Here is a 12,684-nt window from a genome sequence, read left to right as displayed (position 1 = left end):
AATTGTGGGTATTGAACGTAAAATGTATTTTACACTATCTTAAAACCGGAGGTGGTACCTGTGTACCTTCTGATCGATGTTGGAAACACCCACTCCGTTTTCTCCACAACGGAAGATGGCAAAGTTTTTAAAAGATGGCGCTTGTCCACAGGAATTTTCCAGACAGAGGACGAACTCTTTTCGCATCTGTATCCCCTTCTGGGTGACGCTATGCATAAGATAGAAGGTATCGGAGTGGCTTCCGTTGTTCCTACACAGAACATCGTTATAGAACGATTCTCAAGAAAGTATTTCAACATGGATCCCATCTGGGTGAAAGCGAAGAACGGCTGTGTGAAATGGAACGTAAAAAACCCGGGGGAGATCGGAGCAGACAGGGTAGCGAACGTCGTGGCTTTTGTGAAAGAGTACGGTAGCAGCGGTATCATCATTGATATGGGAACCGCCACCACGGTGGATCTTGTGGTGGAGGGTTCTTACGAAGGTGGAGCCATACTTCCTGGGCTCTTCATGATGGTTCACTCGCTCTTTCGAGGGACAGCGAAACTCCCACTCGTTGAGGTGAAACCGGCGGATTTCGTGGTGGGCAAGGATACGGAAGAGAACATACAACTCGGCGTTGTGAATGGAACGGTCTATGCCCTCGAAGGAATAGTGAAGCGAATAAAAGGAGTGTACGGTAATCTGCCGGTAGTCCTGACGGGTGGACAGTCGAAGATCGTGAAGGAGATTTTCGAACACGAGATCTTCGACGAAGACCTGACCATAAAGGGGGTGTTCCATTTCTGCTTCGGAAGATGAGAGTGCTCCTTGTGAATCCGTGGATCCACGACTTTGCAGCGTACGACTTCTGGTTGAAACCCCTTGGTCTTCTTTACGTTGCCCGCGCAATGGAATGGATGGGATACGAGGTTCACCTTGTGGATCTTCTCAACAGACACGATCCCTATCTTCCACGCTTTGTGAAAGTCCCAAAAGACAAAAAGTACGCTACCGGAAAGTTCCCGAGCAGAGTGATAGAGAAACCAGAGATCCTTCGCTTTGTTCCAAGAAAATACAAAAGATACGGAGCACCCCCGGAATTTCTGGAGTGGAGACTCAGGGAGATAGGAGAGGTAGAACTTGTGATGGTCACCTCTACCCTGAGTTACTGGTATCCCGGTGTCTGGGAGACAATCCGTTTTCTGAAAAAACGCTACGATGTTCCGATCGTTCTGGGGGGAATATACCCAAGACTCTTTCCAGAACATGCGTCCAGAAGTGGAGCACTGGTGTTTCCTTTCGGTGATCTTGTTTTCCTTCCATCTTTTCTGGAAAAACTCGGATTCCCCTCGAAGGAGATACCGGAGAACTGGTTCGAAATTTTTGATCCAATGTACGAACTCTACGAGAGGGTAGGGTATCTTGTTTTCACCACAACGCTTGGTTGTCCCTTTCACTGTTCCTATTGCGCAGTTCACAGACTATGGAAAGGCCTCAGAGTGAGAAGCCCGGAGAGAGTGGTAGAGACTGTCGAGAAGTACCTGGACATGTTTCAGGTTGAGGACGTTGTTTTCTTCGACGATGCGATACTGGCATCTGGACGATTCAAAGAAGTATTGAAACTCATCGTCGAAAAGAACTGGAAGGTGCGCTTTCATCTTCCAAACGGAATACACGCAAGACTCCTCGATGAAGAAACCGCTCTTTTGATGAAAGAAGCGAACTTCAAAACCATAAAACTGGGATACGAAACCGCCGGGAAGCTCCAGAAAGAAACGGGAGGAAAGGTGTACGATGAAGATCTTGTGCGCGCCGCTCGGATTCTAAGAAAAGTTGGTTTCACAGAGGAGGAAGTCTCAGCGTACATTATGGTGAACATGCCCGGTCAGACAAAAGAGGATGTGCTGGAGGCCGTAAGGGTTTGTTTGAACGAAGGGATCGGTGTGTCGGTGAACGAGTACACCCCTATCCCAGGCACAGAGGACTGGAAAAAACTTGTCAGAGAGAAAAAACTGGATCCAGACGTTGATCCTGTTCTTTTGAACAACACCGTTCTTCCATTCTGGTGGAAGTACGGAATGAGCCCGGAAGAGATACAGGAGATAAAACAGCTCGTTCAGGATCTGAAGATCAGATATTCGAAGGCATACACAGGATCTCGACGATCCTCAGATCGAAAAGATTAGAAGAGTTCGCCGGTTTTATAACGACGGCAGAGTCGAGGCCACTTTCAGTTCCCCCGCAGGCCACGACGAGTTCCGTTGTTCTCACAAGTCCTGCATCGGCCGCCATCAGAGATATCTCCACAGCCACCTTCACACCTTCGCTGAACATCCTCAGGGTGTTCGCTATGATTTCCAGAGGATAGATGCCTCCGAACTTTTTTCTGAGACACCTCTCTCCAGCGGAGAGGGCGTGGGTGGCGGTGAGAACTTCATGTCCTTTTTCTTTCAAAAGTCTTCTTGTGTTTTCATCGAACTCCTGTGTGTCCGGCTCTTCGAAACCGGTGTGATGTGTCACCACGATGAGTTTCAAATCCTTCGCCATTTCCAGTGCCATCTTCGCACTGTACCCCGTGGCAGAAGCTATCAGAAGCTTTCTGGAAGGAAGACTTCGAGCCTTTTCGATTGCTATCTCCAGGGTCTTCTTCGTGTTTGTCCTTCCTGGTTCTCTGAACAGTATCATGTTTCATCCCCCTTCCTTCAGAAATTTCTTCCAGATTTCGAGGGATAGAACCGGATCTACTGCGTTTACTTTTGAAAGAAACTCTATTTGATGATTGTAGTCCATAAATTTGAGGATTTCCACGATCCTTTCCAGTCCAACACTTCCTTCGTTCAAAAGTTCAACAAGCCTGTTGTAATTGATGTAACTTACGATTTGATCGTCGATCACAAGTTTCTTTTCACCGTGCACTTCTCTGTACGTGAGAAGGCCTTTGAAGTTCTTCCAGTCTGACACGATCTCTTTCCAGACGGGGGCACTGTCTCTTCCGCCAAGAAGATCCTTTCCATCCTTCACCAGGGCAGCTACGTACTCATCATCTCCTCCTATGAACCAGGCGTTGTTTTCTGCCGTTCCCGTCTTTCCTGCCACTGTCTTTCCCGGGATTCTTGCTCGAACACCCGTCCCTCTTTCCACGACTTCTTTCATGATCCACTTCATGATCTCGCTCGCTTCCTGTGGTGTTCTCACGAAAGATGGTACGATCGATACGACCTTTGGATACCCCCTGTAAACGACTCTCCCGTTTCGGTCCACTACTCTATCTATGATGTAGGGCTGAAGGACAACACCTCCGTTGAACACTGCCGAATACGCTTTCACCAGTTCTTCTGGGGACGTTTCAACGGTTCCCAGGGCGGCGGTGAGGTCGTCCGGATATCTGGATCTCAGTTTCAATGTTTCTGTGATGAAAGTTTTCGCGTTCTCCGGTTGAATATGAGAGTACAGCAGCACGGAAGGGATGTTTCTGGACTCCACGATGGCCTCCTCGAGACTGACCATCCCCCTGTATTTTTCATCGAAATTCTCCGGTTCCCAGTTTCCCACCCTGACAGGAAGGTCGATCAAAAGATTCGAAGGATTCATTCCTTTCAGGAGGGCGTAGTAGTAATACAGTGGTTTTATGGCGGATCCCACCTGTCTCCAGCCCGTTCCATATTCGATACCGATTCCCCGATAGGCCACTATCTCGCCCGTCTTCGTCTTCACGGCAACGAAGGCTGTCTTTTCGTCCTGGATGATGTTGAAGACCCGTTCCTGCAAATCTCTGTCCAGCGTGAGAAACACCTTGTAGCCGTGCCTCAGTTCGTTCAGATCAAAACCTGCCCTCTGGGCTTCCCTCACGATCCTCCAGAAAAGCTCCTCATCCACTGTGAGCCAGTGCACCTGGAATTTCAGTTCTGAGAGCTCTTCGACATATCTCTGGTACGTTTGTTGATCGATCTTTCCCTCCGAAAGCATCCTTTCAAGTACGATCTTTGCTCTTTTTTTGGAAACTTCTGGGTTCTTTTCGGGGTTGAAGTTTTCAGGAGACTTGATCAGAGCAACAAGGACGGCCATTTCTGGTTCGGAGAGTTCCCACAGGTTCTTCCCGAAGTAATAGAGTGCTGCTGTTTGAAATCCGTAGATTCCGTTTCCCATGTAAACAGAGTTTATGTACATCTCCAGGATTTCATCTTTTGTTCTCGTTCGTTCGAGCCAGAACGAGATGAAAATCTCCTTCAGTTTTCTGACGATGGATTTGTCCGTGGAAAGATAAAGAGTCCTTGCAAGTTGCTGGGTGAGAGTGCTTCCTCCCTGTGAAAAACTCAGGGTCTTTATATCCACCAGAATTGCCCTTATGAAACCCTTCAAATCGAACCCGGGATGCCTGTAGAAATCTTCGTCCTCAGAAGTCAAAAGAAGGTTTACGAAACTCTCCGGCACGTTCGAAAGATCTATCCAGACGTTTCTGGAAATGAAAAGTGGTGTTCCGTCACTGTAGAATACCCTGAAAGTCGGAACAAGCCTGCTTTCAGGCGGTGGTAGATCTTTCGTGAAAAGGAAGTAAAGCCCCCAGAGTGTTGAGAAGACAAAAGCGGCAGAGATCAAAAAAGACACAAAGAACTTCCTCATCGACTACCTCGCTCCAGATCGATCAGAAATCTCTTCCATTCAAGACCGGCACTGAACCCTCCTAACCCTCGTTTTGAAACTACCCGGTGACACGGTATGTAGAGGGGAAGAGGATTTTTCGCAAGGGCCTGTCCAACGGCTCGTGGAGAGGTGTTGAGTTTTTCTGCGATCTCTCTGTAGGTTCGTGTCTCACCGTATGGAATCTTTCTCACTTCTTCCCAAACCTTCTTTTGAAAGGAAGTTCCCCTGATTTCAACCGGGAAAGAAAACTCTTTTCTTTTGCCAGAAAAGTACTCTTCCAGTTCTTTCTTCACTTTCGGTGGGCAGTTTGATTCATCGCTTCCCAGTTTTATTTCGACCACCTTTCCGTTCTCAACACGAACGGAGATGTTTCCGGGAAGATCTTTCATGAAAAAATCACCACCTCCTGATAGAATTATAACAGGCTCGTTCGAGGAGGACTCCATGAATGGTGTGTATATTTGCGAACGGTCGCTACGATGAAAGAATCGATCTCTCAAAATGTGACAGGATTGTAGCCGTGGATGGTGGGGCGAACTTTTTGAGATCGAAAAACATCGTTCCCGACGTTTTCGTCGGGGATGCCGATTCGGTATCAGAAGAAACGATGGAGTGGCTGAAAAAACACGGTGTGATGATGAAACTGTTTCCAGAAGAAAAGGACGAAATAGACCTGGAACTTGCACTTCAACAGTTTGAAAGTGAAGAAAAGATTGTCTTCGGATGGCAGGGTGACCGCCTGGATATGATCCTTGCCCTCTTCTATTTGCTGAAACGTTTCAAAAACACCGTGCTTGAGTCGGAAAATCTAACGATTGGCTACGTGGAGGGAAAAAAGGTTCTTTTCGCCAGGCCAGGAGAAAAGTGGTCCATACTCCCACTCGGTGCTGATGCGGAAGGGGTGAGTCTCAGGGGATTCAAATATACCCTGGAAGATGCAAAAATGCCTGTTGTAAAGCCGTACGGCGTGAGCAACGAAGCGGTGTCCAGTGAGGTTGAGATAGAGGTTAAAAAAGGAGGTGTGATCTTCTTCAGATGGAAGAGAGAACCCTTGTGATACTGGGAGTAACGGGCTCCATAGGAACACAGACGCTTGATGTTTTGAGAAAGATAGAGGGCATTCGACTCGTGGGGATCTCCTTTCACACGAACGTGGAACTGGCAAAAAAGATTGTGAAAGAATTTCAAGTGGAAAACGTGGTAGTTACCGGTGATGTTTCTTTTGAGTGCAGTGCGAAGGTCTGGAAGGGGCCTCATGCGCTGGAGGATATGATGGAAGCGCTGAAGCCAGATATCACGATGGTGGCGGTTTCTGGTTTCAGCGGGTTGAGGGCCGTTCTGGCCGCTCTGGAGCACTCAAGAAGGGTCTGTCTTGCGAACAAGGAATCTCTCGTATGTGGGGGGTTCCTTGTGAAGAGGAAGTTGAAGGAAAAAAGTGTCGAACTGATTCCCGTGGATAGCGAACATAGTGCGATATTCCAGGTAATCGAACCGGATGTTCAGAAAATCGTTCTGACGGCATCGGGTGGTGCGCTCAGGGATTGGGATCTGGAAAAGATAGAGACTGCAACACCAAACGACGTGCTGAAACATCCCGTCTGGAGCATGGGGGCACGCATCACGGTGGATTCCGCCACTATGGTGAACAAGGCTTTTGAAGTTCTGGAAGCGATGGAACTCTTCGATCTTCCCTTCGAGAAGATAGATGTGAAAATACACAGAGAGGGACTGGTTCATGGGGTTGTTATACTGCCTGACGGGAATGTGAAGATGGTGTTCTCACCGCCTGACATGAGGATTCCCATAAGTTATTCTCTTCTCTATCCAAAGCGTGCTGCCCTTGGATCTTTTTCCCTCGAGACGATGAAAATCTCTTTCGATCCAGTAAACCCGGAAAGATACCCGGCTTTCTTTTTACTGAATCAGATAAAAGACTCCTACGCCCTCAGAACGGCCTTCAATGCAGCAGACGAAGTGGCAGTTGACGCGTTCTTGAAGGGTAAAATAAAGTTTGGAGGAATACACAGGGTCATAGAAAGAACTCTTGAGAGGATCGACGGATATCCGGAGCCGGAGAACCTGGAAGAAGTGGAACAGATCCACGATGAAGCGCGAAAAATCGCAGAAAGGGTGACAGAATGGTTGTCATCTATTTCATCCTGATACTCACCGGTGTGATCATGGTTCACGAACTTGGACACTACCTTTTTGCAAGAATTTTCAAAGTGAAGGTCCTGGAGTTTGCTCTGGGATTTGGACCCAGAGTTTTCTCTGTGAAAGGAAAGGAAACCACCTTCAGGTTCAACGTCTTCCCGATAGGTGGATACGTGAGGATGCTGGGCGAAGAAGGAGAGGAGGTAGTGGAAGAAAGAGAAAAGAGTTTCTACGCCAAACCAGCGTGGCAGAGACTTCTGATAACCCTGGCAGGTCCTCTTTTTTCCATCGTTGCGGGATATGTTCTTTTTCTTCCCATAACGCTCCACTGGGGAATTGCCCTACCGGGTGTGGGAGAGGTCCTTCCGAACAGCCCCGCAGAAGAGGCAGGGCTCATGGGAGGAGATATCATATACTCTGTGAACGGAAGGATCGCCTTCGATACCGCTATCATATCCGAGGAGATCCAGAAAGGACTTCCCGTGGAACTGGTGGTCGTCAGAGACGGAAAGAAAGTGCCGATTCGAATCGTGCCCAGGATGTACCCTGAAACCTACGAAATCGTTCTGGAAAGTGCCGAGGGAAGACCAGAAGGAAAACTCGTTTCAGTCAACGGAAACCCGGACCTCTCCATCCTGAAGGACTACGTGAACGAGTACGTCACTTTGGGGTTCGAAGGTGGCACGGTCAAAGGCATCCTGAAACAGTTCAACGAGATACCAAAGCGATACATGATCGGTATCTCCTTTGCGGGTCTTGCTCCCATCTTCAAGGAAGATTTCTCTGTTTTCCAGCGGGGAGACAGAATCGTTGAGGTCGAGGGCCAGAAGATAGACAGCTGGCAGGATTTGATAGTACTCTATCAGAGGTTGACCCTTGGTGATAGGGTTTTGATGCTGAGTGTTCAGGGAGAAAATGTTGAGTGGTGGAGAGGGCTTTCAGGTACGGTAGATGTGACGGTGGAAAGGGCAGGAAAGTTGATCAAAGTGCAGATCGACACTAGTTCTTTGAAGACGGTTTTGGAAACCCCCGGTGTTCTAGAAAACGAGGTGCCGCGCTACAGACCTGAAAATTTTGTGGAAACTGTGAGCCTTTCGGTGAAAGCATGTAACTACGTACTCTGGGCAACGGCCTCTTCTTTGAAGAACTTTTTCCGAAACGTTCAGACGGGTCAGATAGTCGGTGTGGTGGGGCTTGCGGGAGTGATCGGACAGGCTTCTAAGAGCGGTATGGAGGCCATACTCACCGTTGTAGCCATCATAACGATCAGCCTGGGAGTTCTGAATCTTCTTCCGCTTCCCGCACTCGATGGTGGCAGGATCGTTTTCTCACTCGTGGAGATGGTGACCAGAAAGAGACTGGATCCACAGATTGAAAACATCATTCACTTTATTGGTTTCATACTCCTCATGGTTCTTTTCCTTTACATCACGTTCCTCGACATAGGAAGGTTGATGGGAATATGAGAAGGTCCGTCAGGGTTGGAAGGGTGACGATAGGTGGAGGAGCCCCGGTGAGTGTACAGTCGATGACCACAACGAAGACATCGGATGTGGAAAGAACCGTGCTTCAGATAAAGCGACTCGAAGAAGCGGGATGCGAAATCGTGCGCGTGGCCGTCCAGGATGAAGAGGATGCAAAGGCGATCAGGAAAATAAAAGAGAAAGTTTCCATTCCCGTGGTGGCGGATATACAGTTTGATTACAAGCTTGCGATCCTTTCCGTGAAAAACGGTGCGGACAAAATAAGAATAAATCCGGGGAACATGAGCAAAGAACGTTTGAGGGATGTGGTCAGTGTAGCGAAGGAGTACGGTGTACCCATCCGCGTTGGGGCGAACGTTGGGTCACTGAAACACAGGACATCAGAAAGATGGAAGGACCTGGCAGAGTCTGCTCTCGAAGAAGTGAGGGCCCTCGAAATGGAAGGTTTCTACGATATCGTCGTGTCCGTGAAGAGTTCGAACGTTCTTGAGACGATAAGAGCAAACGAGTATATTGCCGAAAGAGTGGATTATCCCATACACCTCGGTGTGACGGAAGCGGGGGTTGCGGAAACCGCTGTTGTGAAGTCTTCGATTGCCATTGGTTATCTTCTGCTGAAGGGAATCGGAGACACGATAAGGGTATCGATAGCCGGAGATCCCGTCCGAGAGGTGATCGTGGGGAAGAAAATCCTGATATCCCTCGGACTGAGAGAGGGCCTGGAAGTGATAGCGTGTCCCACATGTGGAAGGGCCGAGATAGACGTTGAAGAACTGGCACAAAAAGTTGAAAGCAGCCTTTTTCACATCAACAGGAACCTGAAGGTGGCGGTTATGGGATGTGTTGTGAACGGTATCGGTGAGGGAAAGGATGCCGATCTGGGTGTAGCGGGTTTGAAGGATGGTGCGGTGATATTCGTGAAAGGGAAGATAATGGAAAAAGTTCCGAAGGAGAGGGTCATCGATCGCCTGAGGTTTTACATAGATGAACTCTTGAAGGAGGTGGATTGAATGAACATCAAAAAATGGATCACACACGACTTTCCCGTTGTGGAAGAGACGGCAACCGTCGGTGAGTGTCTTCGCAAGATGAGACAGTACCAGACGAACGAGTGTGTGGTAAAAGACAGTGAAGGACATCTCAAGGGAGTTGTGAACAGAGAAGATTTGATAGATCTGGAAATGGACTCTCCCATTTCTGATAGGATCTCTCTTCCGGAGTTCTTCATCCACGAGAACGATAGCATCACCCACGCCCTTCTTCTGTTTCTGGAACATCAGGAGCCATATCTTCCTGTGGTCGATGAGGAGCTCAGGGTTGTGGGAGCGGTGAGTCTTCACGATTTTCTCGAAGCACTGGTGGAAGCGCTCGCCATGGATGTGCCCGGAATCCGTTTTTCTGTGACTCTGGAGGACAGACCCGGGGAGTTGAAGAAACTCGTAGACGCACTCTCAAGCGGTAAAATAAACATCCTGTCGATTCTCACAGCCAGAGAGCTCGACGGAAAAAAAGAGGTCGTTGTGAAAGTAGATACGGAGGATGAAAAACTGCTTCGTGATCTTCTGAGAATGGTCGGAATAGAAGTGGAAAGCATGGAGAAAGAAGAGGGATTCTGAGAATGGAGATGCTACTTGGAATCGTTCAGGGACTGACCGAATTTTTACCAGTTTCGAGTTCGGGCCATTTGGTTCTCTTTTCCCACGTTTTCAAGATGGATCTCAACGCTTATCAAACAGCGATATTGCATCTTGGAACGCTCGCTGCCGTTGTCGTTTTCGCCCTTGAAGGTATAAGAAGGAGTTTGAGAAACTGGAGGGTGATTCTCAACCTTGTGATCTCCACGATACCGGCCGGTGTCTTCGGTGTTCTTTTCGAAAGTCGTGTTGACGAAGCATTTTCTTCCCCTGTTGTTCTTCCACTCTTCTTTTCCTTCACGGCGCTCGTACTTTTGTTTACCAGTTCGTTCTCCGGTGAGAAGAGGATGGAAGAGATGACCATACTGGATGCCACGCTGGTGGGCCTGGCACAGGTACTGGCTCTTTTTCCCGGTGTCTCGAGGAGTGGAATCACCATAGCGACGCTCCTCTTTTTAAAGTACAGAAGAGAGGATGCCCTCCAGTACTCTTTTTTGATGTCCATACCGGTTGTCCTGGGGGCGGGTATCCTGGGAATGGAAAAAGGAAACATCTCACTGACAGCACCTTTTTTTGCTTTCTTATCTGGAATTTTAGCGCTCTACATACTCTCAAGAAGTGTCAGGTCCGGTAAGATGTGGCAGTTCGCTTACTACTGTCTTTTTGTGGCGATCGTGAGCTATTTTGTGGGGTGATGTGAATGAAGATGGAAATCCTTCTCACAGGCGGTAGTGTCTTCGTGCCGGAGAGACTGAACGCTCATTTCTCCACCGTAGTCTATCTGGAACACGAAAGCAGAAAGATCCTGATAGATCCGGGAAACCTTCCTTCGATAGATGAACTGGAAAAGAGGTTTTCAGAAATCGGTGTTTCACCCGAAGAAATTACAGACGTTTTTTTCACTCATTTGCACCTGGATCACATTTTCAACTCCATCTTTTTCGAGAACGCGACTTTCTATGTACACGAAAGCTACGCAACAAAGAATTATCGATCCTTTGGTCCTCTTCTTGGAAGACTTTACTCTCAGGTGATATCTTCCTGGAAGAGGATTGTTCCGTTGAAAGGGAGCGAAGTTCTCATGGATGGAAAGATGAAGGTTTTTCACACTCCCTGGCACGCCAGAGAACACCTTTCTTTCCTTCTTTACACGGAAAACATGGGGAGGGTACTTGTGACGGGAGATGTGATACCTAACAGGCTTAGTTACTATGATATAATCAAAGGGTACGAAGAAGGTCATGCGAAGAGGTTCCTCTCCGATGTGGGAGACGTTGATCTTCTGGTGTTTCCACACGATGCACCACTGAAACCGGAGGTGAAAAGATGAGAGTGGTCTTTGTTTCATACGAGGTGTTTCCGTTTGCAAAGGTGGGAGGTCTGGCAGACGTTGCCGGAACGCTCCCAAAGTACCTGGAAAAGCAGGGAGTAGAGGTTTTTATAGTGATGCCAAAGCACAGATTGGTTGAAAAGAACGCGGAAAAATTCGACTACGATCTCAAAAAGGTGGCCAGTGATATTTCCGCCTCCTATGTGAAAACAAGCGAAAAATTCGATATATATGAGTCCACACTTCCTGGAAGCAACGTGAAGACCTACTTCGTGGCGAACGAGTACTACTTTTCGGCCGACGATGTTTACGCTGGTCCTGATCTCGGAGAGCAGTCGATATTCTTCTCTGCTGCCACGCTGGATCTGGTGAAACACCTCGACCTCAAGCCCGATGTCATCCACGTGAACGACTGGCAGACAGCGCTCATCCCCGTTTACCTGAAGACCCTTTACAGGGACGATCCGTACTTCTCCAAAACCGCAACAGTTCTCACCATACACAACCTTGGTTATCAGGGTGTGTTCGATCCAAAGTACCTTTCTTTCTCTGGTCTCCCAGATTACGTATTTTCCATCGATGGTCTTGAGTTTTATGGTCAGCTGAACTTCCTGAAGGGCGGGATTGTATTCAGCGATGTGATAAACACGGTGAGCCCAACCTACGCTGAGGAGATTCAAACGGAAGAGTACGGTGAAAAACTGGATGGAGTTCTGAGGATGCGATCAAAAGATCTATATGGAATCCTGAACGGGATAGATTACGAACTCTACAATCCCGCAACAGATAGGCGAATCTACGTCAACTACGATGTGAATCACCTGGAACTCAAATGGGAAAACAAGGTGAAACTTCAGGAAGAACTGAAACTTCCTGTGAAAAAAGAAACTGCCGTGGCAGGTCTCATCAGCAGACTCGTCCCACAGAAGGGGCTCGACCTTCTGCTCGACATCATGGACTATCTCACGCTCTTTGATCTTCAGATCGTTGTTCTGGGAACGGGTGATGAATACTACGAAAGCGCTCTGAGAAAGTTCCAGGAAAAGTATCCAGATAAGGTTTCAGTGAACATAAAGTTCGACGTGGATTTGGCACAGAAGATATATACGCCGGCTCTGATATATTCCTCATGCCCAGCAAGTACGAACCGTGTGGCCTTGGACAGATGTTCAGCATGAGATACGGAACAGTTCCCGTTGTAAGGTACACCGGTGGGCTTGCGGATACGGTGAAGGAATACGATCCTCAAACCATGGAAGGAACCGGGTTTGGTTTCAAACCCTTTGATTCTTCATATTTTTTGAAGGCCATCTCTCGAGCGCTGCATTTTTACTACAGAGAGAAAGAACACTGGAAGAGGATCATGACGAACGCTATGAACACAGATCTCTCATGGGACAGATCAGCAAAGGAGTACGTGGAACTTTACAAAAAAGCCCTTGCCAAAGTTGGAAAGTGA

The 12,684-nt window shown here is 48.1% G+C and carries 12 protein-coding genes and 1 pseudogene; 10 read left to right on the top strand and 3 right to left on the bottom strand.

Annotated elements, in window-relative coordinates; genetic code table 11:
• The first annotated feature begins 60 nt into the window (after positions 1 to 60).
• On the top strand, positions 61 to 801 hold the full coding sequence (locus tag CTN_RS08445; protein ID WP_038068003.1) for a type III pantothenate kinase: 741 nt from the start codon (positions 61 to 63) through the stop codon (positions 799 to 801).
• A complete protein-coding gene (locus tag CTN_RS08440; RefSeq protein ID WP_015920106.1) occupies positions 798 to 2,168 on the top strand; it encodes a B12-binding domain-containing radical SAM protein in 1,371 nt (456 codons plus the stop codon). The genes CTN_RS08445 and CTN_RS08440 overlap by 4 nt, the downstream gene beginning before the upstream one ends.
• Here CTN_RS08440 and CTN_RS08435 read toward each other — a convergent pair.
• The 3 genes from CTN_RS08435 to CTN_RS08425 are packed head-to-tail and all read right to left on the bottom strand — an operon-like array spanning position 2,113 to position 5,012.
• On the bottom strand, positions 2,113 to 2,667 hold the full coding sequence (locus CTN_RS08435; protein ID WP_015920105.1) for a pyruvate kinase alpha/beta domain-containing protein: 555 nt from the start codon (positions 2,665 to 2,667) through the stop codon (positions 2,113 to 2,115). The two genes, CTN_RS08440 and CTN_RS08435, sit on opposite strands and share 56 nt — an antisense overlap.
• A 3-nt stretch (positions 2,668 to 2,670) precedes the next feature.
• Positions 2,671 to 4,602: a transglycosylase domain-containing protein gene (locus CTN_RS08430; protein WP_015920104.1), complete on the bottom strand. Its 1,932-nt coding sequence runs from the start codon at positions 4,600 to 4,602 to the stop codon at positions 2,671 to 2,673.
• Positions 4,599 to 5,012 (bottom strand): methylated-DNA--[protein]-cysteine S-methyltransferase, encoded by a 414-nt coding sequence (locus CTN_RS08425; protein ID WP_038068001.1) that lies wholly within the window; start codon positions 5,010 to 5,012, stop codon positions 4,599 to 4,601. The genes CTN_RS08430 and CTN_RS08425 overlap by 4 nt, the downstream gene beginning before the upstream one ends.
• 59 nt (positions 5,013 to 5,071) lie before the next feature.
• On the opposite strand from CTN_RS08425, the gene CTN_RS08420 reads away from it, so the two are divergent.
• The 8 genes and pseudogenes from CTN_RS08420 (at position 5,072) to CTN_RS08385 (ending at position 12,684) form a co-directional block, all read left to right on the top strand.
• The gene (locus CTN_RS08420) at positions 5,072 to 5,680 is read left to right on the top strand and encodes a thiamine diphosphokinase (RefSeq protein ID WP_015920103.1); all 609 of its coding nucleotides are present in this window, start codon (positions 5,072 to 5,074) and stop codon (positions 5,678 to 5,680) included.
• Positions 5,659 to 6,786: a 1-deoxy-D-xylulose-5-phosphate reductoisomerase gene (dxr, locus tag CTN_RS08415; protein WP_015920101.1), complete on the top strand. Its 1,128-nt coding sequence runs from the start codon at positions 5,659 to 5,661 to the stop codon at positions 6,784 to 6,786. The genes CTN_RS08420 and dxr overlap by 22 nt, the downstream gene beginning before the upstream one ends.
• A complete protein-coding gene (locus CTN_RS08410) occupies positions 6,762 to 8,243 on the top strand; it encodes a site-2 protease family protein (RefSeq protein ID WP_015920100.1) in 1,482 nt (493 codons plus the stop codon). The genes dxr and CTN_RS08410 overlap by 25 nt, the downstream gene beginning before the upstream one ends.
• Positions 8,240 to 9,271 carry a flavodoxin-dependent (E)-4-hydroxy-3-methylbut-2-enyl-diphosphate synthase gene (ispG, locus tag CTN_RS08405; RefSeq protein ID WP_015920099.1) on the top strand — a complete coding sequence of 344 codons (1,032 nt, stop codon included), beginning with the start codon at positions 8,240 to 8,242 and terminating at the stop codon, positions 9,269 to 9,271. Before CTN_RS08410 ends, ispG begins: the two co-directional genes overlap by 4 nt.
• Entirely contained in the window at positions 9,272 to 9,877 is a 606-nt protein-coding gene (locus tag CTN_RS08400) for a CBS domain-containing protein (protein ID WP_015920098.1), read from the top strand.
• A 2-nt stretch (positions 9,878 to 9,879) separates the two neighbouring features.
• A complete protein-coding gene (locus CTN_RS08395; protein WP_015920097.1) occupies positions 9,880 to 10,590 on the top strand; it encodes an undecaprenyl-diphosphate phosphatase in 711 nt (236 codons plus the stop codon).
• A gap of 5 nt (positions 10,591 to 10,595) precedes the next feature.
• The gene (locus CTN_RS08390) at positions 10,596 to 11,225 is read left to right on the top strand and encodes an MBL fold metallo-hydrolase (protein ID WP_015920096.1); all 630 of its coding nucleotides are present in this window, start codon (positions 10,596 to 10,598) and stop codon (positions 11,223 to 11,225) included.
• Positions 11,222 to 12,684: pseudogene (locus tag CTN_RS08385) on the top strand (glycogen synthase). The gene CTN_RS08390 and the pseudogene CTN_RS08385 overlap by 4 nt, the downstream one beginning before the upstream one ends.

The sequence above is a fragment of the Thermotoga neapolitana DSM 4359 genome, assembly GCF_000018945.1.
GTDB classification, from domain to species: Bacteria; Thermotogota; Thermotogae; order Thermotogales; family Thermotogaceae; genus Thermotoga; species Thermotoga neapolitana.
The sequence above is the reverse complement of the archived record's forward strand: the minus strand, read 5'-3'. Positions and strand labels throughout refer to the sequence as shown.

Excerpts from the sequence above, each read along its gene's own strand:
- CTN_RS08440 (WP_015920106.1), top strand. The coding sequence starts at position 798 with ATGAGAGTGCTCCTTGTGAATCCGTGGATCCACGACTTTGCAGCGTAC.
- CTN_RS08435 (WP_015920105.1), bottom strand. The coding sequence starts at position 2,667 with ATGATACTGTTCAGAGAACCAGGAAGGACAAACACGAAGAAGACCCTG.
- CTN_RS08430 (WP_015920104.1), bottom strand. The coding sequence starts at position 4,602 with ATGAGGAAGTTCTTTGTGTCTTTTTTGATCTCTGCCGCTTTTGTCTTC.
- CTN_RS08425 (WP_038068001.1), bottom strand. The coding sequence starts at position 5,012 with ATGAAAGATCTTCCCGGAAACATCTCCGTTCGTGTTGAGAACGGAAAG.
- CTN_RS08420 (WP_015920103.1), top strand. The coding sequence starts at position 5,072 with ATGGTGTGTATATTTGCGAACGGTCGCTACGATGAAAGAATCGATCTC.
- dxr (WP_015920101.1), top strand. The coding sequence starts at position 5,659 with ATGGAAGAGAGAACCCTTGTGATACTGGGAGTAACGGGCTCCATAGGA.
- CTN_RS08410 (WP_015920100.1), top strand. The coding sequence starts at position 6,762 with ATGGTTGTCATCTATTTCATCCTGATACTCACCGGTGTGATCATGGTT.
- ispG (WP_015920099.1), top strand. The coding sequence starts at position 8,240 with ATGAGAAGGTCCGTCAGGGTTGGAAGGGTGACGATAGGTGGAGGAGCC.
- CTN_RS08400 (WP_015920098.1), top strand. The coding sequence starts at position 9,272 with ATGAACATCAAAAAATGGATCACACACGACTTTCCCGTTGTGGAAGAG.
- CTN_RS08395 (WP_015920097.1), top strand. The coding sequence starts at position 9,880 with ATGGAGATGCTACTTGGAATCGTTCAGGGACTGACCGAATTTTTACCA.
- CTN_RS08390 (WP_015920096.1), top strand. The coding sequence starts at position 10,596 with ATGAAGATGGAAATCCTTCTCACAGGCGGTAGTGTCTTCGTGCCGGAG.